Origin of the sequence: Nonomuraea ferruginea (assembly GCF_039540635.1) — a bacterium.
Lineage (GTDB): Bacteria > Actinomycetota > Actinomycetes > Streptosporangiales > Streptosporangiaceae > Nonomuraea > Nonomuraea ferruginea.
The window spans coordinates 85,236-104,018 of sequence record NZ_BAABFD010000013.1; the positions used below are offsets into that span (position 1 = coordinate 85,236).

The 18,783-nt window shown below is 71.8% G+C and carries 21 protein-coding genes; 8 read left to right on the forward strand and 13 right to left on the reverse strand.

The genetic code is table 11. From position 1 onward, the window contains the following. Positions 1–34: 34 nt before the first annotated feature. Positions 35–559, reverse strand: coding sequence for an anti-sigma factor family protein (locus tag ABD999_RS24420; protein ID WP_148029255.1), 525 nt, complete (start codon positions 557–559; stop codon positions 35–37). A 1-nt stretch (position 560) separates the two neighbouring features. Then, positions 561–1,130, reverse strand: coding sequence for an RNA polymerase sigma factor SigE (gene sigE / locus ABD999_RS24425; protein WP_372452411.1), 570 nt, complete (start codon positions 1,128–1,130; stop codon positions 561–563). Positions 1,131–1,378: 248 nt separating this feature from the next. On the opposite strand from sigE, the gene ABD999_RS24430 reads away from it, so the two are divergent. Then, entirely contained in the window at positions 1,379–2,017 is a 639-nt protein-coding gene (locus ABD999_RS24430) for an O-methyltransferase (protein WP_148029253.1), read from the forward strand. A 6-nt stretch (positions 2,018–2,023) separates the two neighbouring features. Here ABD999_RS24430 and ABD999_RS24435 read toward each other — a convergent pair whose 3' ends face one another. Beyond that, positions 2,024–3,433, reverse strand: coding sequence for a leucyl aminopeptidase (locus ABD999_RS24435; protein WP_271276309.1), 1,410 nt, complete (start codon positions 3,431–3,433; stop codon positions 2,024–2,026). 76 nt (positions 3,434–3,509) lie between these two features. Beyond that, a complete protein-coding gene (locus tag ABD999_RS24440) occupies positions 3,510–3,677 on the reverse strand; it encodes a DUF3117 domain-containing protein (protein WP_020545024.1) in 168 nt (55 codons plus the stop codon). Between the two features lie 188 nt (positions 3,678–3,865). Between ABD999_RS24440 and ABD999_RS24445 the strand changes: the two genes are divergently transcribed. Both ABD999_RS24445 and ABD999_RS24450 read left to right on the forward strand, forming a co-directional pair. Beyond that, positions 3,866–4,642 (forward strand): PaaX family transcriptional regulator, encoded by a 777-nt coding sequence (locus ABD999_RS24445; RefSeq protein ID WP_148029251.1) that lies wholly within the window; start codon positions 3,866–3,868, stop codon positions 4,640–4,642. Beyond that, positions 4,639–5,415: an enoyl-CoA hydratase-related protein gene (locus tag ABD999_RS24450; RefSeq protein ID WP_148029250.1), complete on the forward strand. Its 777-nt coding sequence runs from the start codon at positions 4,639–4,641 to the stop codon at positions 5,413–5,415. The genes ABD999_RS24445 and ABD999_RS24450 overlap by 4 nt, the downstream gene beginning before the upstream one ends. 12 nt (positions 5,416–5,427) lie before the next feature. Here the strand turns inward: ABD999_RS24450 and ABD999_RS24455 are convergent, their stop codons facing one another. From ABD999_RS24455 to ABD999_RS24480, 6 genes are all read right to left on the reverse strand, one after another. Continuing rightward, on the reverse strand, positions 5,428–5,976 hold the full coding sequence (locus ABD999_RS24455) for a DNA-3-methyladenine glycosylase I (protein ID WP_148029249.1): 549 nt from the start codon (positions 5,974–5,976) through the stop codon (positions 5,428–5,430). After that, on the reverse strand, positions 5,973–6,761 hold the full coding sequence (locus ABD999_RS24460; RefSeq protein WP_271276308.1) for a hypothetical protein: 789 nt from the start codon (positions 6,759–6,761) through the stop codon (positions 5,973–5,975). The genes ABD999_RS24455 and ABD999_RS24460 overlap by 4 nt, the downstream gene beginning before the upstream one ends. 69 nt (positions 6,762–6,830) lie before the next feature. Continuing rightward, entirely contained in the window at positions 6,831–7,415 is a 585-nt protein-coding gene (locus ABD999_RS24465) for an LOG family protein (protein ID WP_219543993.1), read from the reverse strand. Positions 7,416–7,426: 11 nt separating this feature from the next. Then, positions 7,427–8,224, reverse strand: a complete 798-nt coding sequence (locus ABD999_RS24470) for an LOG family protein (RefSeq protein WP_148029246.1) — start codon at positions 8,222–8,224, stop codon at positions 7,427–7,429. Positions 8,225–8,445: 221 nt separating this feature from the next. Further along, complete coding sequence (gene dapE, locus ABD999_RS24475) at positions 8,446–9,513, reverse strand: succinyl-diaminopimelate desuccinylase (protein WP_148029245.1); 1,068 nt, start codon at positions 9,511–9,513, stop codon at positions 8,446–8,448. After that, positions 9,513–10,343: a 2,3,4,5-tetrahydropyridine-2,6-dicarboxylate N-succinyltransferase gene (locus ABD999_RS24480; protein ID WP_372452409.1), complete on the reverse strand. Its 831-nt coding sequence runs from the start codon at positions 10,341–10,343 to the stop codon at positions 9,513–9,515. The genes dapE and ABD999_RS24480 overlap by 1 nt, the downstream gene beginning before the upstream one ends. On the opposite strand from ABD999_RS24480, the gene ABD999_RS24485 reads away from it, so the two are divergent. Beyond that, on the forward strand, positions 10,336–11,244 hold the full coding sequence (locus ABD999_RS24485) for a hypothetical protein (RefSeq protein ID WP_271276307.1): 909 nt from the start codon (positions 10,336–10,338) through the stop codon (positions 11,242–11,244). The two genes, ABD999_RS24480 and ABD999_RS24485, sit on opposite strands and share 8 nt — an antisense overlap. Here ABD999_RS24485 and ABD999_RS24490 read toward each other — a convergent pair whose 3' ends face one another. The 3 genes from ABD999_RS24490 to fdxA all read right to left on the reverse strand — a co-directional run bounded on the left by ABD999_RS24490 (position 11,245) and on the right by fdxA (position 13,542). After that, positions 11,245–11,919, reverse strand: a complete 675-nt coding sequence (locus ABD999_RS24490) for a DUF4178 domain-containing protein (protein WP_246639503.1) — start codon at positions 11,917–11,919, stop codon at positions 11,245–11,247. It lies immediately after the preceding gene. A gap of 113 nt (positions 11,920–12,032) precedes the next feature. Beyond that, complete coding sequence (gene dapC, locus ABD999_RS24495; protein WP_219543997.1) at positions 12,033–13,103, reverse strand: succinyldiaminopimelate transaminase; 1,071 nt, start codon at positions 13,101–13,103, stop codon at positions 12,033–12,035. A 118-nt stretch (positions 13,104–13,221) separates the two neighbouring features. Beyond that, positions 13,222–13,542, reverse strand: a complete 321-nt coding sequence (fdxA, locus tag ABD999_RS24500) for a ferredoxin (protein ID WP_148029241.1) — start codon at positions 13,540–13,542, stop codon at positions 13,222–13,224. Between the two features lie 105 nt (positions 13,543–13,647). Between fdxA and ABD999_RS24505 the strand changes: the two genes are divergently transcribed. From ABD999_RS24505 to ABD999_RS24520, 4 genes are all read left to right on the forward strand, one after another. Continuing rightward, a complete protein-coding gene (locus tag ABD999_RS24505) occupies positions 13,648–13,878 on the forward strand; it encodes a putative acetyltransferase (RefSeq protein WP_148029240.1) in 231 nt (76 codons plus the stop codon). Positions 13,879–13,895: 17 nt separating this feature from the next. Next, on the forward strand, positions 13,896–14,957 hold the full coding sequence (locus ABD999_RS24510) for an ABC transporter substrate-binding protein (RefSeq protein WP_187280948.1): 1,062 nt from the start codon (positions 13,896–13,898) through the stop codon (positions 14,955–14,957). Positions 14,958–15,058: 101 nt separating this feature from the next. Then, entirely contained in the window at positions 15,059–15,835 is a 777-nt protein-coding gene (locus tag ABD999_RS24515) for a class I SAM-dependent methyltransferase (RefSeq protein WP_219543998.1), read from the forward strand. Positions 15,836–16,004: 169 nt separating this feature from the next. Beyond that, positions 16,005–18,782, forward strand: a complete 2,778-nt coding sequence (locus tag ABD999_RS24520; RefSeq protein ID WP_271276305.1) for a midas domain-containing protein — start codon at positions 16,005–16,007, stop codon at positions 18,780–18,782. Position 18,783: the final 1 nt, after the last annotated feature.

Consider the following 18,783-nt stretch of genomic DNA (forward strand, 5'->3'; position numbering starts at 1 on the left):
TACGCCATCACGAGTATCCCAGCCGGGATCGGTCTCAAGGAGTGGCGGTGGACGGCGCGCCCGTGGGCGTCGGCTGCACGCGCTTGACGAGCTCGACCGGCGGGGTCTGGGTGTTCTGCCCGACGCCGGAGACGGCGAAGAACGTGCCGAGCGCCACGGCCGCCGACACGACGCTGACCGCGACGTACGTGCCGCGCCTAGTCGCGCGGCCAGGGCCCGAGGAGGCGCCACCAGTGCCGTTCCTTCGGGGCCGGTTGTCCAAAGGGGCGATGCTGTGCGGCCCCGGGATGGGCACCCCTCCGAACGTACGCGTAGGGAAAGGCCGCTCCCTGGGCGGCAGCGGACCGCCGGGCTCGGCCATGCGCAGCAGCGACATGGTGAGGTCCGCGGGCAGCGCGGGGGTCTCCAGCGAGCGCAGGCGGGACTTGAGCGCCCGCACCGACTCCACTTCTCTCCTGCAGTCGGCACAGAACGTCAGGTGGGCCAGCGCGCGCTCTCGCTCGGCGTGATTGAGTTCGCCGTCGACGAGCGCGGATATGCGTTCTTCAAGGTGAGCCATGTCAGACTTCCTCCCCACGGGTTACGGTCGGGGGGAGTTGGGAATTACGGGGTGCCCGATGTTCGAGCGCCTCGCGCAACTGTGCCCGGCCACGGTGAATCCGGCTTCTGACCGTTCCCAGCTTGACGCCGAGCGTGGCCGCGATCTCTTCGTAGGACAATCCCTCGATGTCACACAGCACGATCGCCGCCCGGAACTCGGGTGCGAGCGCGTCGAGAGCGGCCTGGATGTCAGGCTCCAGGTGAGCGTCGTGCAGGGCCTGCGCCGGCGACGGCTCCCGGCCGCGAAGCCGCTCGGCCGCGTCGTCGGCCAGTCCCTCGAACCTGATGCGCTGCTTGCGCCGCGCCATGTCGAGGAACAGATTGGTCGTGATCCGGTGCAGCCAGCCCTCGAACGTGCCGGGGGTGTAACTGGACAAAGATCGGAAGACCCGGACGAAGACCTCCTGGGTGAGATCCTCCGCGTCGTGGACGTTGCCGGTGAGACGGTACGCCAGCCGGTAGACACGCGCGGAGTGGGTCCGCACCACTTCCTCCCAGGTGGGAGGGGTCCATTCCGGTTCGGGGACCATGCCGGGGACATCGGACAACGGAGTATCGGCCTGGTGGTCACTTTCGTCCACCAGCACTCCTCTCTCTGGGACCACCGCTACCGTCATAGTGCCTGGTTTTGTCCCTTCGTGCGCACTCACTGCCATCCGGACCGGCAAAGCCCGTTTAAACCTGCAACGCCTCGAGGCCCTCCTGAGTTCCCGTCCCGGCACTACTCCCCTAGGCTGCGATCGGTGACCAATCGCACGAAAGTGGGGGGAGGAGGCCGATGACCAGTCCGTTGGAGGCCACTCTGGCCTATGCGGAGCAGTTCCATCACGAGGATGAGATCCTGCACGCGGCGCGGCAGCGCGGGCTGGAGATGGGTGCCCCGCCCATCCTTCCCGGCGGCGGCGCGGCGCTCTGCTTCCTCGCCACCGCGATCAACGCCAAGTCGGTGGTCGAGGTCGGCACCGGCTGCGGCGTCTCGGGGCTGTGGCTGCTGCGGGGCATGCGTGCCGACGGCACGCTCACGAGCGTCGACGTCGAGCCCGAGCACCAGCGGCTCGCCCGGCAGGCGTTCGCGGAGGCGGGCTTCTCGGGCGGCCGGGTGCGGCTGATCACCGGACGGGCGCTCGACGTGCTGCCGCGGCTCTCCGACGGCGGCTACGACCTGGTCTTCGCCGACGCGGCCAAGCAGGAGTACGCCGACTATCTCTCCGAGGCGGTCCGCCTGCTCCGCGTCGGCGGCATCGTGGCCTTCGACAACGTGCTCTGGCACCACCGGGTGGCCGACCCCGCCCAGCGCGACCCCGACACCGTGTCGCTGCGCGAGCTGGGCAAGCTCGTGCAGGCCGACGACCGGCTGCGGTCGCTGCTCATACCGCTCGGCGACGGCCTGCTGGCCGCGGTCAAGGTCTCCGGCTGAGGCGCGTCACAGCCCGGACAGCCACTCCAGCAGCACGCGCACGCCGAACCCGGTGGCGCCCTTGGTCAGGAGCCCTTCGTCGACCGTGCTCCGCCCCACCCCGGCGATGTCGAGGTGGGCCCACGGCCGGTCGCCGGCGAACTCGCGCAGGAACAGCGCGGCCGTGATCGAACCGGCGCCGTAACGGGAGCCGATCTCGACGTTGGCCAGGTCGGCCACCGGCGACTCCAGCGCCCCGGCGTAGTCGTCGATCAGCGGCAGCCGCCACAGCCGGTCGCCGCTGGCCTCCCCGGCCTCCAGCAGCCGCTTGGCCAGCTCGTCGTCGGAGGCGTAGAGGCCGCCGCGGTGGCGGCCGAGCGCGACGGTGACGGCGCCGGTGAGCGTGGCGACGTCGACGACCACGTCGGGGTCGAGCCGGGCGTCGGCGTAGGCGAGCGCGTCGGCCAGCACCAGGCGCCCCTCGGCGTCGGTGTTGAGCACCTCGACGGTGCGCCCGCCGTACGGCCTGATCACGTCGCCGGGGCGCTGGGCCGTGCCGGACGGCATGTTCTCGGCGGCGGCCACCAGGCCCGTCACCCGGATCGGGAGGCCGAGCCGGGCCAGCGCGCCCATCACGGCGATCACCACGGCGCCGCCGGCCATGTCGGTCTTCTGCGTCTTCATGTTCTCGGTGGGCTTGAGCGACAGCCCGCCCGAGTCGAAGGTGATGCCCTTGCCGACCAGCACCACGTGGCGCTCGGCGGGCTCGTCGGGAGTGTAGGAGAGCTGGATGAGCCGCGGCGGCCGGGCCGAGCCGCGGCCGACGGCCAGGAGGCCGCCGAACCCCTCGGCCTGGAGCTGCTCCTCGCCCCAGACGCGGATCGGGACGCCCTGCTCGGCGGCCCGATCGGCCAGCCACGACGGGCCCTTGACCGACGACGGCATGTTGGCCAGGTCGCGGGCCAGCGCGACGGCCCGCGCCACGCTCTCGCCCCTGCGGACCTGCTCCTCGTCGGCGCCGACGAAGGTGATCGCGCCCACCGGCCGCTTGCCCGCCGAACCGATCTTGAACGAGTAGGCGGCCAGCAGCGCGGCCTCGGCGAAGGCCCGCGGGTCGCCCTCGGGCGTGACCACGGCCAGCGACTCCTTGCCGCGGGCGCGGCGGGTCAGCGTGGCCGCGGCCTTGCGCAGGGCTCGCGGAGAGCCGTCGCCCACCCCGTAGAGCAGGACGCGGCCGACGCCGTCGCCCCTGGCCACCGGGACCTCGACGACCTCGCCCGCTTCTCCCTCGGCCTCGTAGTGCGCGAGCAGCCCGGTGACCGGCACGTGCAGGTCGAGCCGAAGCGCCGGGGCGAGCGCGGAGTCGTAAGGGACGGCCAGCAGCGGGGCGTCGTCGGGAACCTGGGCGACCACCGAGGCACCGGTCTCGATCGGCACGTTCTCTCCTCATACGTCGGCGACCCTGGCACGCGGGTGCACGCCAGGGCCGTGGGGTGAAGATCGGTCGGAAGCTCTAGCCGACGACGTTCTTCAATGCTTCGCCGAGAGCCTTGGCCTCGTCCGCGGAGATCTCCACGACGAGCCGTCCGCCCCCCTCCAGGGGGACCCGCATGACAATGCCGCGCCCTTCCTTGGTGACCTCGAGCGGACCATCGCCGGTCCGCGGCTTCATCGCCGCCATGCGTGCATCCCTTCCTGCCTTGGGCTCCCGCGGCCCGCGATCTCCGACCTCCGACCTCCCGAAACGGGTGGTCGGCGTATTCACGTCTTCTGTGATGTCCTATTCTCCCGCATCGAGAGCCCTCATGGGTAACGATCTCCTCCCAGAATGCGTTGTCGAGCGGGGCGAAGCCATCCAAACTGGACTTCGTGCACGCACGCGCCGCCCTGTTCGACCTGTATGGAGACCACCTACGCTCTCGCGGTGGGCAGGCGTCCGTGGCCGCTCTCGTTCGATTGATGAAACCCCTGGAAATCGCCGCACCGGCCGTGCGTACAGCCGTTTCCCGCATGGTCAGGCAGGGCTGGCTGCGGCCGGTCCGGCTGCCGCGCGGGCCCGGCTACGGTCTCACCCCGAAGTGCGTCAGACGGCTGGATGAGGCGGCGCTGAGAATTTACCGAGCCGGAACCTTGAGCTGGAACAGCCGCTGGCACCTGATCGTGTTCCCGCCCGTCAAGGAACGGCCGCGCCGCGAGCGGATCAGGATCACGCTGGCCTTCCTCGGCTACGCGGCGCTTTCCGAGAGCACCTGGATCGGCCCGCGTTCCTCCGCCGAGCTGGACCACCTGCTGGAGAGCGAGGGAGTGCGGGCCGATAGGTTCGAGGCGGCACTGGAGGGAGACCCGCGCGAGCTGGTGGCGCGGGCCTGGGATCTGGACGCCATCGGCGAGGCCTACGAGCAGTGGCACGCCGAGGCCGACACACTGATCACCGCCCTGCCCGCCCAGGCCAGGCCCGACCTAGTCTTCGCGACAAGGAGCAAGCTCGTGCACGGATGGCGGAACTTCCTGTTCCGTGACCCCGGCCTGCCGCCCGAGCTGCTGCCCGCGGGCTGGCCGGGTGAGAAGGCCAGGGCGTTCTTCGAGCAGGAGGCAGCCCGGCTGCTGCCCGCAGCCGCCGCGTTCGTCGACAGGGAGTTGCATTGATCCGTTATGACGTGGCCGACGCCGTCGCCACCATCACGCTCGACCGGCCCGACGCGATGAACTCGCTGACGGCGGAGGTCAAGACCGCCTTGCTGGACGCGCTGCGGCGGGCGGCGGCCGACCCCGGCGTGCGCGCCGTCCTGCTCACCGGCTCGGGCCGGGCCTTCTGCGCGGGGCAGGACCTGCGCGAGCACGCCGCCAACCTGGAGGCCGGCCGCGGCCTGGACAACACGGTGCGCGAGCACTACAACCCGATCATCGAGCTGATCACCACGATGGACCAGCCGGTCGTCGCGGCGGTCAACGGGGTGGCCGCGGGCGCGGGCGCCGCCCTCGCCTTCGCCTGCGACCTGCGGATCGCCTCGGAGAAGGCCAAGTTCGCGCTGGCGTTCGCGGGCATCGGGCTGGCGCCCGACTCGGGCGCCTCGTGGACGCTGCAGCGCCTGGTCGGCCTGGGCCGGGCGACGGAGCTGATGCTGCTCGGCGAGCCCGTCACCGCCGCCCGCGCGCTGGAGCTGGGCATGGTCACCCGCGTGGTGCCCGCCGACGACGTGCTCAAGACCGCGCACGAGCTGGCCGTACGGCTCGCGCAGGGGCCGACGAAGGCCTACGGCGCCACCAAGCGGGCGCTGGCCCACGCCGCCGCGCGTCCGCTGCCCGAGGCTCTGGCGCTGGAGGCCGACCTGCAGGACGCGTGCGCGGCCACCGACGACCACCTGCGGGCCACGGCGTCGTTCCTGGCCAAGGAGCAGCCGGTCTTCCACGGTCGCTGACGGCGCGCGGGCTCAGGCCCGCGCCACGCAGCCCTTGATGTGATCGTTGACCAGCCCGATCGCCTGCATCAGCGCGTACGAGGTGGTCGGGCCGACGAACCTGAACCCGTGGCTCTTCAGCTCCTTGGCCAGCGCCTTGGACGCGGGGGTCACGGCGGGCACGTCGGCCATGGTCGCGGGCACCGGCGCGGACGGGTCGGCATATTTCCAGACCAGGTCGGACAGGCCGCCCGGCACCTCCATCGCCGCCCTGGCGTTGGCGACCGTGGCCTCGATCTTGGCCCGGTTGCGCACGATGCCCACGTCGGCGAGCAGCCGCCGCACGTCGTCCTCGGTGTACGCGGCCACCTTGGTGATGGCGAAGCCGTCGAAGGCGGCGCGGAAGTTCTCCCGCTTGCGCAGGATCGTCAGCCACGACAGGCCCGACTGGAACGCCTCCAGCGTCACCCGCTCGAAGACCCGGTCGTCGCCCCGCACCGGACGGCCCCACTCCTCGTCGTGGTAGGCGAGGTAGAGCGGGTCGGCCATGCCCGCCCACGAGCAGCGGATCACCTCGCTCACGCCCGCCCGTCCCCCTCCTTGCCGCCGTCCTCGTCGCGCGCTTTGTCGTCGCCGTCTTTGTCGCCGGAGACCCGCACCAGTTCGCCGACGTCGCCGGACCCCTCGGAAGACCGTCGCCGGTCGCCCCTCTCGGACCCCTCCGCCGCGCTCTGCGCCGTCTCGAACCGCTCCTGCTCGTCCCGCTCCACCGGACCCTGCTCGGCCTCGGACGGTTCAGACCCGTCCCGCTCCGCGGAACTCTCCCCGGTCTCAAGGTCTTCGGGCTCGTCGTGTTCGGATGATGCGGCGAGGTCCTGGCCGTCGGGTCCCACCCAGGAGACCGGCTCGTGCTCGACGCCGGCCGGCGCCTCCAGCGCGGACGGGGGCACGTGACCGTTGGACGGCGGGCCGCTCTCGGCGGTCAGCGCGAGGGGCGAGGCGGGCGGCTCGTGCTCGGTGCGTGGCCCGTTGCCCGGCGCGGCGTAGACCTCCTGGCGGGCGTACAGCCTGCTCGACAGCAGCTCCGACACCCGCTGCTCCAGGATCGCGATCCTGGTGTCACGCGCGCTGATGGCGTTGGCCATCCGGCGCAGGGACTCGTCGACGCTCTGCGTGTGGTAACCGATCAGATTGACCGGCAACTGCAACGCCAGGACGTCGACCGCCGCGAGATTGCCCGCCTCGGGAAGGTTGAGCGGCGGCACGTCCGGCGGGAACTCGGTCAGCTCACCGCCCTTGCCCAGGGACACCAGGACCACGCCGGCCAGGATGGCGAGCGCGGCGATGGCGAGGATGACCAGCAGCACATTGGCATCGTACTCATACCACCGGGGCACGAGTCCCGCACTTGCCCCACCCGGTGCGCAGCCGGACGCTCAGTCGACGGCCTCGCTCAGCTCCTCCACGCTCGGCCGGACGGGCTGCGCGCGGGCTTCGAGATGGGCCAGCGCCTCGTCGACCGTGGTGGTCCAGGAGATGGCGTCGAAGACGCCGGCGCGGGTGAACCCGGCGTCGTACATGCCGCTGACCAGGTCCCTGAGCGGCCGGTAGAGCCCCCAGGGATCGAGGATCACCAGGGGACGGTCGTGGATGCCGAGCACCCTGGCCGTCCAGATCTCGAACAGCTCCTCCAGCGTGCCGATGCCGCCGGGCAGCACCAGAAAGGCGTCGGACCTGGCGTCCATCTGGCCCTTGCGCTCGCGCATGTCGGCCGTGACGATCAGCTCGTCGGAATCCTCGTCGGCGATCTCGATCTCGACGAGGACCTGGGGGATGACGCCGATCGTGCGGCCGCCGGCGGCGCGGGCCGCCCTGGTGACCTCGCCCATGCAGGAGACGGTCGCGCCGCCGCTCACCAGGGTGTGGCCGCGCCGGGCCAGCTCACCCCCCACCTCGGCCGCCAGGCGGAGATACTTGTCGTCGATGTGCCGGCTTGAGGCGCAGAAGACGCAGATGTTCACGGAGAGCCAGCCTATTGCGGCTCGGCCACCTGCGCCCTGACGGACTCCTCCTCGTCCTCCCGCCGGCGCGACCGGTTCAGCTCGGAGTCGGTGATGATCCGCACCGCCTCGTCGACGTCGTCGGTGACCGTGATCAGGTCGAGGTCGTGGGGGGCGATCTTGCCGGTGCCGCACAGCTGGCTCTTGACCCAGTCGAGCAGCCCGCCCCAGAACTCCGAGCCCATCAGCACCACGGGGAAGCTGGTGACCTTGTGGGTCTGGACCAGGGTGAGCGCCTCGAACAGTTCGTCGAGCGTGCCGAACCCGCCGGGCAGCGCGATGAACCCGCACGAGTACTTCACGAACATGGTCTTGCGTACGAAGAAGTAGCGGAACTCGATGCCGAGGTCCACGTAGTCGTTCATACGCTGCTCGAACGGCAGCTCGATGCCGAGCCCGACCGACACGCCGCCGTCGACCTCGGTGGCGCCCCGGTTGGCCGCCTCCATGACGCCGGGCCCGCCTCCGGTGATCACCGCGAAACCGGCCTGCGCCAGCGCCCTGCCGAGCTCCCGGCCCACCTTGTACTCCGTCGAGTCGGCGGGGGTCCTGGCCGAGCCGAACACGGTGACCGCGCGGGGGAGCTCGGCCAGCTGGCCGAAGCCCTCGACGAACTCCGCCTGGATCCGCAGCACGCGCCACGGGTCCTGGTGCACCCAGTCGGCGGGCCCCTGACGGGCCAGCAGCCTCTGGTCATGGGTCGACTCGGGCACCAGGTTGCCGCGCACCACCGCCTGGCCTTGCCGCCGTTCGCGGCGATTCGCTCTCATACGGACCACGCTATCCCTCAACAGTTCGCTGGATGTCCGGTATCTGCCTACCCTGCGGGGACGTGGCCGGGATGCCGCCAGGAAGGCCGCCGGAAGAATCTTGAAAAACTTCCCGGGAAACCTGGAACCAGATTTCGCGACCCCTGCGTCTAACCGGCGAGGGTGCTGCTCGGGACTGAAAGTGGCTCTCCCCGTCAAATGGCCGGCGAGGAGAGCCACTTTCACTGTTTCCGGCCCCCGGTGAGCCAGGCGCGCATCGCCCGCTCGCCCTCCACGATCTTCTCCAGCGTCACGTACTCGCCCTGCTGGTGTGCCAGATTGGGGTCGCCGGGGCCGTAGTTGACGGCCGGGACGCCCAGGTCGGAGAAGCGCGCCACGTCGGTCCAGCCCAGCTTGGCCCGCGGCGTGCCGCCGACGGCGGCGGTGAAGGCGGCGGCCACCGGGTGGGTCAGGCCAGGCCGCGCCCCGGGCGCCGCGTCCACGAACGCGACCTCGTACCCGTCGAACACCTCGCGCACGTGCGCCCGCGCCCGCTCGACCGTCAGGTCGGGGGCGAAGCGGTAGTTGACGGTGACCACGCACTCGTCGGGGATGACGTTGCCCGCCACGCCGCCGCGCACGCCGACCGCGTTCAGCCCTTCGTGGTACTCCAGCCCGTCGACCACCGGCCGCCGCGCCTCGTAGGCGTTCAGCCTGGCGAGCACCGGCTCGATGCCGTGGACGGCGTTGACCCCGAACCACGACCTGGCGCTGTGGGCGCGCTTGCCGGTGACCCGGATCTCGGCGCGCAGCGTGCCCTGGCAGCCGCCCTCGATGACCCCGTCGGTCGGCTCCATCAGCACGGCGAAGTCGGCCGCCAGCCAGCCGGGGTGCTCGCGGGCGACCCGGGTGAGCCCGTTGCGCGCGGCCTCGATCTCCTCGCAGTCGTAGAAGACGTACGTGACGTCGCGGACCGGGTCGGGCACCGTGGCCGCCAGCTTCAGCGCGACGGCCACCCCGGCCTTCATGTCGGAGGTGCCGCAGCCGTAGAGCAGGCCGTCCTCGACCCGGCTGGGCAGGTTGCCGGCGACGGGCACCGTGTCGAGGTGACCGGCGATCACCACCCGCTCGGCCCGGCCCAGCGTGGTGCGGGCCACGACGGTGTTGCCCGACCTGTCGACCTTCAGGTGCGGCAGCCCGGTCAGCGCCCGCTCGACCAGCCCGGCGAGGTGCTCCTCCGCGCCGCTCACGGACTCGATGTCGACGACGGCCGCCGTCAGCGTGCGGACGTCCTGCGTCAGGTCAAGCATCAGGTGTTCACTCCGTGTTCGCGCAGCACCTCGTTGAGCGCTGCCTTGTCGTGGCGCCGCCCCGGCTCCAGGCGCTTGAGCACCAGGACGCAGGGCAGCCCGAACGTCCCGCCGGGGTACTCCTTCTGGCGGGTGCCGCCCACCGCCACGCACCAGTCGGGGACGCGGCCGCGGGCCAGCTCCTCGCCGGTCTGGACGTCGACGACGGGCATGGACGCCGACAGGATCGTGCCGGCGCCGACGACGGCGCCGCGGCCCACCCGGGCGCCCTCCACGATCATCGCCCGGCTGCCGATCAGCGCGCCGTCCTCCACCACCACCGGCGCCGCGTTCGGCGGTTCCAGCACGCCGCCGATGCCGACCCCGCCGGACAGGTGGACGTCGGCGCCGATCTGGGCGCACGAGCCGACCGTGGCCCAGGTGTCGACCATGGTGCCCGGCCCGACGTAGGCGCCGGTGTTGACGAACGACGGCATCAGCACCACGCCCGGCGCCAGATAGGCGCCCCAGCGGACGATCGCGCCCGGCACCACCCTGACCCCGTCGAAGGAGGTCTTCAGCGGCACCCTGTCGTGGTGGTGGAAGTCGCCCACCTGCGACCTGGCCATGCCGAGCACCTTGAACGCCAGCAGGATCGCCCGCCTGGCCCGCTCGTCCACGACCACCTCGTCACCCGACGGCCACGCCACCCGCGCCTGCCCCCGGTCGAGCAGGTCCACGGCGGCCACCACCGCGGCGCGAGCCTCCGCGTCGGCCGGTGACAGCTCGGCGCGCCGCGCCCACAACCGGTCGATCGCCGGTGACAGGGTGCTCACTTCGGTCATGGCCACGGAGCCTATCCCGCCGGGTAGGTTCTACAGCGTGCACCTGCGCTTCTCACGGGGAGTCATCACCATCGCGGCGATCGTGCTGATCCTCGCGGTGGGCATCTCGTTCGGCGTCTACCAGTTGCTCAAGCGGGCGCCCAAGCCCCTGGCCGTCCCCGAGGCCCACTGCGTCGTGCGCACCCCCGGCGGCGATCGGGAGATGGACATCGAGCAGGCCCGGATCGCGGCCACCATCGCGGCCGTGGCCGCCCGGCGCAAGCTGCCGGAGCGGGCCGTGGTGATCGCGTACGCGACGGCGCTGCAGGAGTCCAAGCTCTACAACCTCGACTACGGCGACCGCGACTCGGTCGGCGTGTTCCAGCAGCGCGAGTCGCAGGGGTGGGGCACCAAGAAGCAGATCATGGACCCCGTCTACGCGACCGAACGCTTCTTCGCCGCCCTGGTCAAGGTCAAGGGCTACCGCAAGATGCCGGTCGCGGAGGCCGCCCAGGAGGTGCAGCGCTCGGCGGCCGGCTACGCCTACGGCCCCCACCAGGAGGAGGCCGAGATCCTCGCGGCGGCGTTCACCGGGCGCGTCCCGCGCGCCGTCCACTGCTGGTATCCGCCGGAGACGGGCCAGGCCGGCGATGCGCAGGCGAGCGGCGGCAAGGCGGGCGCCGAGCAGGCCGCCGCGCCCCGGCCCAAGACGGCCCAGGCCCGCCGCCAGCTCAAGCGGGCGCTCGGCAGCACCACCGTCACCGGCAGCAAGCGCGGCTGGCTGATCGCCGCCTGGTCGGTGGCGCACGCGCAGAAGTACGGGCTGAGCCGGGTGGAGTACGCCGGCGCCCGCTGGTCCAACGACACGCGGGTGGAAGGCTGGGTCGACGGCAGCGCGTCCGGCAGCCGGAAGGTCGAGCTGGCCTGACTAGGAGGAGGCGCGGCTGATGATGCCGATCGAGCCGGGCGGCAGCGGCTGCGCGTACGCTGCCGTCCACGCCTGGCCCTGCACCCGCTCGAACGACAGCAGCCGCCCGTCGGTCGACCGGTAGTCGGCGAAGTCGAGCAGCCCCCTGTCGGGCTTGCTCGTGCTGCCCTCCGACCGGAAGGCGGCGGTGCCCCGCTCCAGCGGGTGGAACTCGACGTCATCCATGATCAGGCTGCTCCGCGCCGGGACCATGCCCTGGGTGGGCACGTCGGTCCAGAGCAGCACCTCCAGGTGCGGCGGCTGGTCGGGGGTCTGGCCCTTGCGCATCTCGACCGTCAGCCACTGGACGCGGCGGGCGCCGTCGCGCAGGCGGTACTCGACCCACTGCTGGCCCTGCCACGACACGTACAGGGCGCCGAGCACGCGCACCGGCGACCCGAGAACCTCGATCTTGTCGCCGACCCTGAGCGTGCGCGGGTCGGTGTAGTCGATGCCGGCATGCCCGGCCGCCGCGACCGGCGCAGGTAGCGGGGGCTCGGCGGGAGCGACCTCGACCGGCTGCTCGACCGCCGTGCGGTCCTTCCTGTCCTGGCGCAGGGTGGCCAGGAACGCCCCAAGCAGGAGGAGGACGGTGGCGATGCTCAGCCCGAGAACGACCATGGAGGTCATGCTCATCGTACGGCTCGCTCCACTCGCGGTTCGCCTCGGCGAACGCCCGGTATCTACTTGTGTTGCTGTCTATCCGGCTCGCCCCTTCCGACGACGGGAGGGGCGTTTGAGGGGCGATCCTACTGGAGGCGGCGCACCGCCGCATCGATGCGTTCGTCAGTGGCCGTGAGCGCGACCCGGATGTGCCGCCCACCTGCCGGTCCGTAGAACTCACCGGGCGCGACCAGAATGCCGGTTTCGGAAAGCTTGCCGACCTGATCCCAGCAGTTCCGGCCGTCGGACGCCCACAGATAGAGCCCGGCCTCGGAGTGGTCGACGCGCCAGCCGGCCCGTTCCAGCGCCGGCCGCAGCAGGGCGCGGCGCGCGGCGTAGCGCTCGCGCTGCTCGTCGGCGTGGCGGTCGTCGCCCAGCGCGGCGGTCATCGCCGCCTGCGCGGGCTCGGGCATCAGCATGCCGGCGTGCTTGCGGATCTCCAGCAGGCGCTTGATCAGCGCGGGGTCGCCGGTGACGAAACCGGTGCGGTATCCGGCCATGTTGGACCGCTTCGACAGCGAGTGGACGGCGAGCAGGCCCTCGTGGGACCCCTCGCACACGTCCGGGTGCAGGATCGACACCGGACGCTCCTCCCAGCCGAGCTCGATGTAGCACTCGTCGGAGGCGACGATCGCGCCGCGCTCGCGCGCCCAGGCCACCACCTTGCGGAGGTGCTCCACGGGGAGCACCTTGCCGGTCGGGTTGCCCGGCGAGTTGACCCAGACGAGGTCGGCCTGCTGCGGGCCGAGCGCGAGCAGCCCGTCGGCGGCCGTGCCCGCGGCCCCCGCCAGCCTGGCTCCCACGTCGTAGGTGGGATAGGCCAGCTCGGGGAAGACCACCCGCTTGGCGCCGAGATAGGTCGGCAGCCAGGCGACGAACTCCTTGGAGCCGATCACCGGCAGCACGTCGCGCTGGTCGACCCGTACGCCGTGCCTGCGCGCCAGCCAGCCCGCGGCCGCCTGCCGCAGCGCCTGGGTCCCGTGGGTGAAGGGGTAGCCGGGGCTGTCGGCCGCCCGGGACAGCGCTTCCTGGACGAGCCCCGGCACCGGGTCCACGGGAGTGCCGACCGAGAGGTCGACGATGCCGCCGGGGTGCGCGCGGGCGCGCTCCTTGTACGGCTCCAGCCGGTCCCAGGGGAAGTCAGGCAGCTTGTTCACGGTTCTCCAGGCTCATACGTACGGGCTGGGACCGCGCACCCGCACGGCGGGCACGCGGCGCGTGCGGCAACGGCCTGCCGCCCCGCCGTGTGAGCGGCCCGCGCGCGGGCCGCTCCGGTTACTCGCTCTGCGGCGGGAGCGCCGCCACGACCGGGTGGTCCTTCTCGATCTTGCCGACCTTGGACGCGCCACCGGGCGATCCGAGGTCCTCGAAGAAGTCCACGTTGGCCTTGTAGAAGTCCTTCCACTGCTCGGGAAGGTCGTCCTCGTAGAAAATCGCCTCGACCGGGCACACAGGCTCGCACGCTCCGCAGTCGACGCACTCGTCGGGGTGGATGTAAAGCATGCGCTCGCCCTCGTAGATGCAATCGACGGGGCACTCCTCGATGCACGCCTTGTCCAGGACGTCCACGCAAGGCTGCGCGATGACGTAGGTCACCTCGAGCTCCTTCTTCTCCGCACCATGGCATGACTCTGACCGCGGTTTGCTACGCCCTAGTATTGCCGTGCCTGCCAGGCGACTGAAACGGAGGGTGGCAAACTCGTGGCCGCTCGCCTCGTGATCACTATCTCAGCATCCGACGTCGGAGCGCGCGTCACCACGCGCAGGCGGGTCCCGGAAGGGTTCAGAGACGCCGTCGGCACGCTCGAATCGTGGGAGGGCGGAGTGCTGCGCGTCCGCAAGCGCGACGGCACTCTCGTGGAGATCCCGGAGGAGACGCTGGTCGCGGGCAGGGTGGTTCCGGCCGCGCCTCCTCGACCTGGACGGAAGTAACGGTAAGTATTCATTGTGTGACCGTACGTACCTGCGCCGCCGTAGCCGCCATCCTCGCCAGCGCCGGATGCGGCGCGTCGCCGTCCGCTGAGCAGCCCGGCTCCGGGCCTCCCGTCAACGTCCATGCCGCCTCGCTCAAAGAGGGCTTCGGCACCATGGAACGGCTGGTCCAGGCGGCCCAGAAGGAGGGCACGCTCACCGTCGTCGGGCTCCCCCGCGACTGGGCGAACTACGGCGAGATCATCGACGCCTTCGCCGAGGAGTACGGCATCGAGGTCAAGCAGCTCGAACCGGGGGCCAGCAGCCGCCGGGCGCTCGACACCGCCGCCAAGCTCAAGCCCGACGTGTTCGACCTCACCCTGGAGGAGGCGGTGGGCGCCGGCGGGCGGTTCGCGCCGTACAAGGTTCAGGGCTGGCTCGACGTGCCCGACCACGTCAAGGATCCGGCCGGCGCCTGGTACGCCGCCTACGGCGGCTACATGTCCATCGGGTACGACCCCCGCGCGGTGCCCGCACCCGCCTCCTTCGCCGATCTGGCCAAGCCCGGATACAAGGTGGCGCTCGACGGCGACCCGCTGCGCTCCCAGGCGGCGTTCTCCGGCGTGATGGCCGCCTCCCTGCGGGCCGGCTCGCCGCAGCCGCAGCAGGGGGTGGCGCTGTTCGCCCGGCTCAAGCAGGCCGGGCAGCTCACCAGTCCGGCCTCCGCCAACACCGTCGTGACCTGGGACCACGTCAACGCCGCCCGCGAGGCCCGTGACTCGGCCGCCTGGAAGGTGGTGATCCCGAGGGACGCGCCGCTCGGCGCCTTCCACGTGCAGGCGATCGACAAGGCCGCGCCGCACCCCGCCGCCGCCCGGCTGTGGCAGGAGTTCCTCTTCTCCGACCAGGGCCAGAACCTGTTCCAGAAGGGGTGGACGCGACCGGCGCGGGGCGAGGCGATGCTCATGCGCGGCACGCTCGACACCGAGCAGGCGAGCAAGCTGCCGAAGGCTCCCGGGCCGCCCGTGCTGCTGACGATCCCGCAGACCGACGCCGGGAAGACCTACGTGAAGAAACAGTGGGCAAAAAGCACGGGGTGATACCGGTGTGATCAGGTATGTCGCTGCGACAAACTGGCTCTAAAGTGAACCGACACTACGGCCACGGGGGCCCGATGTCTCACGATTGAGAGCTGATCGTCTTGCGATATGACACACCGGGCCTGGAGCGGTGGAACAGTCGCGCCTACGACAGCAGCTTCGGCTACGTCTCCACCCAGGGCGCGCCGCTGGTGGACCTGCTCGACCCGCAGCCGGGTGAGCGCGTCCTGGACCTCGGCTGCGGCACCGGCGTGCTGACCGCCCAGATCGCCTTCCGCGGCGCCGAGGTGCTGGGGATCGACGGGTCCTCCGCCATGATCGAGAAGGCGCTCGCGCAGTATCCGGGCATGAACTTCATCGTCGGCGACGCGCACGACTTCACCGTGGCCCGCCCGTACGACGCCGTCTTCTCCAACGCCGCGCTGCACTGGATGAGCCGCGACCCCGACGCCGTGATCGCCAGCGTGCGGGAGGCGCTGCTGCCCGGGGGGCGGTTCGTCGCCGAGATGGGCGGGGCCGGCAACTGCGCCGAGCTGACCACGGCGATGCTGACCGCCTGGCGCGAGCACGGGCTGCGCGAGCCTGAGCTGCCGTGGTACTTCCCCTCCCCCGCCGAGTACGCCCGGCGGCTGGAGTCCGAGGGTTTCGTCGTGCGGCTGCTGGAGTACTTCGACCGGCCCACGCCCCTGGAGGAGTGCCCTGGAGGGGCCGCCGACTGGGTGAGGATGTTCGCGTCCTCGGCGCTCGACGGGCTGGCCCCCGGCCTCGTCGATCCCCTGCTCCGGCGGGTGAACGAGCTCGCGGCGCCCGCGCTGCGCCGGGAGTCCGGCTGGATGGCCGACTACGTGCGCCTACGGTTTGCCGCCGTTCGGCGCTGATGCGTAGTGCAGGATGCGTAGGGCTGTTTTGCCGGACTATGGTCTCTTCAGTGGGTGGCGCGATGATGGCACCGCGACACGGCGTCGCATGGCCCGCGACGGCACGGCGGCGTGAGGGGCTGGTGAACGGAACGGGATGAATTTCTGCCTGAGCGACCTCGTACCACCGTTGAGGTGGAGCGACACGTCCACGATCACGCTGCTCACCGGGCAGCCGGGGCTGCCGGACGCCTGGTGGCGCAGCCTGCCCATGCCGCGGGTGCTCGCGGCCATCGGGCCCGAGTCGCTGGGTGAGCTGCTCACCGAGATCGCCATCGAGCACTGGCCCGCGGCCGCCGTGGGTGACGTGCTGCCGGCGCTGCACATGCTGGACCCGGACGAGGCCGACGAGCCGCACGTGGCGATCGCGCTCGACCGGGCCGGGTCGTGGCCCGGGCTGCTGGCGCTCACCAGCCGGGAGCTGAGGGACCAGCCCTTCGTCCAGGCCCGGCCTGTGTTGACGGCGCTGTTCTCCGCCGCCCTGGTGCGTCTGTCGCCGTCGTCCGGCGCCGCCCTGGGCGAGGGGACCGCCCGGCCGCTCGTCCGCGAGTCCGCCGGGGAACCCGCGTCCCTCCTCGCCGAACAGCCGGTGGACGAACCCGCGCCCCTCCCGCACAGCGCCACCCCCAGGGAACTCACCCCCGTCGACAGCGCGGCCGAAAACGACCTCCAGGGCGACCCCGCGCAAAAGGACCGAACGCCTCACGGGGACCTCGCCCTTGACGAGGACCGGACGCCTCGCTCGGACCTCGCCCCCGAGCGGGACCATGCGCCTCACGCGGCCCTCAGCCGCGACGAGGACCGGACGCCTCGCGGGGACCGCACCCCAGAAGAGGGCCCCGGCAAGGACCGCGCTTCCGAGAAGGACCGGGCGCCTCGCGCGGGGCTCAGCCCCGATGAGGACCGCGCCTCCGGCGAAGAGCACGACCTCGCGGCCCGTACGGACGGCGACACCGCCGATGACGAGCGACCCGAGGCGGAGGTCCCCGCGTCCCACAGGGAGCTCGCCTCCGTAGACGGCGACACCGCCGACGAAGAGCATCCCGAGGCGGCGCAGGTCCCCACGTCCCACAAGGAGCTCGCCTCCGTAGACGGCGACACCGCCGATGAAGAGCATCCCGAGGCGGCGCAGGTCCCCACGTCCCACAAGGAGCTCGCCTCCATAGACGGCGACGCCCCCGACGGGACGGAAACCCCCGAAGAGGACCTCCAGGGCGACCCCGCACAGGAGCCCCGAGCGCCTCGCGAGGGCCGCGCCCTCGACGAGGACGGGGCTCCTCGTCCGGGCCTCGCCTCCGACAAGGACCGAGCGCCTGGCGCGGACCTCGCGCCCGACGAGGGCCGAGCGCCTAACGCGAACCTCAGCCCCGACGAAGAGCAGGCGGCTCGCGCGGACCTCAGCCCCGACGAGGACCAGGCGCCTCGCACGGACCTCGGCTCCGACGAAGAGCCGGCGCCTCGCACGGACCTCGGCTCCGACGAAGGGCGCGACTCCGTCGAGGGGCGCGTCTCCGGTGAACGCGGCTCCCGTGAAGAGGGTGTGGCGGGGCACGAGCTTGCTCCTGGGGGCGCCGATCTTCAGGACGGTGACACCGCCGACGACGAGCGGCCCGAGGCTGCCGAGGAAGGTGGCGACTCCGGTGGGGCGGAGACGCCGGAAGGCCGCCGGGAGGATGAGGCTGAGGAGGGCGTCGCGCCGGGGTTCTTCGCTGTGCAGGGCTCGGATGGGCGGCAGGAGGAGGCCGGTGGGGAACCGGTGGAGGCCGCCCCTGGGGCTCCGGAGGAAGACTCGGATCTGCCGCAGCTCATAGAGGCCGCGTTCGCCCATCTTGACGACAAGAGCTGGGCGGTCGCCCAGAACCGGGTGTTCACCGACCAGCCGTCGGCCGTGGACCAGCTCGCCAAGCTGTTCGCCGTGGCCCCCGCCGAGATCACCGCCACCGAGGACCGGCTGCGCGCCATGCTCGACGAGTGGCTGGCCAGCGACGAGGCCGCCCCGTACCGGGCGCACCTGGAGGAGCTGCGGGAGAAGATCGGCCCGTCCGCTCCCAAGGAGCGCCTGATCAAGGCCGCCGACTGGCACGGCAAGGAGATCAAGGCGCTGGAGGTGCCCGCCTGGCAGTTCGTGCTCGCCACGCTGCCCGACCGGCCGCTGCCGCAGCGCTCGCCGGCGTCGCCGTCGGCGTTCAGCGCGCCGTACGGCAAGCTGCCCGAGCCGCCGCCCCCCGCCTTCGCCCCCAAGCCAGCCCCGAAACCAGTACCGAAGCCGGTCCAGAAGCCGGCCCCGACGGGGCTGCCGCCCGGGTTCATGCCGCCCGATCCGGTGCCGTCGCAGTTCCAGGCGTTCGCCCCGGCGGTGCCGGTGCAGAGCGAGGAGAACGGCAAACCGTACCAGCCGCTGAAGGACGTCTCGCAGACCAGGCGCTGCTTCCGCCAGCCCGACGGCCGGTGGTGGCTGCGCGTGGACGTGACGGCCGAGCAGCTGAGCGGCGGCGAGTGCCCGCTGCCGACCGGGTTCGCCGCGTACCTGGGGCTCTCGCCGGGCGAGAGCAAGGCGGCCAGGAGCGCCGCGGGCGAGCTGACCATGACGTGGCACGGCCGGCCGGTGCTGGAGTCGATCGACAGGCTGCTGGCGGACGTCGGCGCGAAGGAGGGCGGTCACCTGTTCCTCACCCTGTCGGACGAGGGCGTGCTCCGGGCCCGGCACCTGCCGGTCGCCGCGGCCGGCGCGGAGAAGATCACCAAGGCGCTCCGCCTGGTCGGCTACACGGCCCCGGGCGGCACCCGCGACCAGGCGGCGCGGGTGATCGCGACGAGGATCGGCATGACGGGCCCGGTGAAGCTGCCGGACCTGCTCACCAGGCTCCGCGAGCGCGGGGACCGCGACCTTCTCCAACTCCTGGACTGAT

Bases quoted from the DNA above. Each gene is read 5' to 3' on its own strand.
- ABD999_RS24420 (WP_148029255.1), bottom strand. From the start codon at position 559: ATGGCTCACCTTGAAGAACGCATATCCGCGCTCGTCGACGGCGAACTC.
- sigE (WP_372452411.1), bottom strand. From the start codon at position 1,130: ATGGTCCCCGAACCGGAATGGACCCCTCCCACCTGGGAGGAAGTGGTG.
- ABD999_RS24430 (WP_148029253.1), top strand. From the start codon at position 1,379: ATGACCAGTCCGTTGGAGGCCACTCTGGCCTATGCGGAGCAGTTCCAT.
- ABD999_RS24440 (WP_020545024.1), bottom strand. From the start codon at position 3,677: ATGGCGGCGATGAAGCCGCGGACCGGCGATGGTCCGCTCGAGGTCACC.
- ABD999_RS24470 (WP_148029246.1), bottom strand. From the start codon at position 8,224: ATGAGAGCGAATCGCCGCGAACGGCGGCAAGGCCAGGCGGTGGTGCGC.
- dapE (WP_148029245.1), bottom strand. From the start codon at position 9,513: ATGCTTGACCTGACGCAGGACGTCCGCACGCTGACGGCGGCCGTCGTC.
- ABD999_RS24485 (WP_271276307.1), top strand. From the start codon at position 10,336: ATGGCCACGGAGCCTATCCCGCCGGGTAGGTTCTACAGCGTGCACCTG.
- ABD999_RS24490 (WP_246639503.1), bottom strand. From the start codon at position 11,919: ATGAGCATGACCTCCATGGTCGTTCTCGGGCTGAGCATCGCCACCGTC.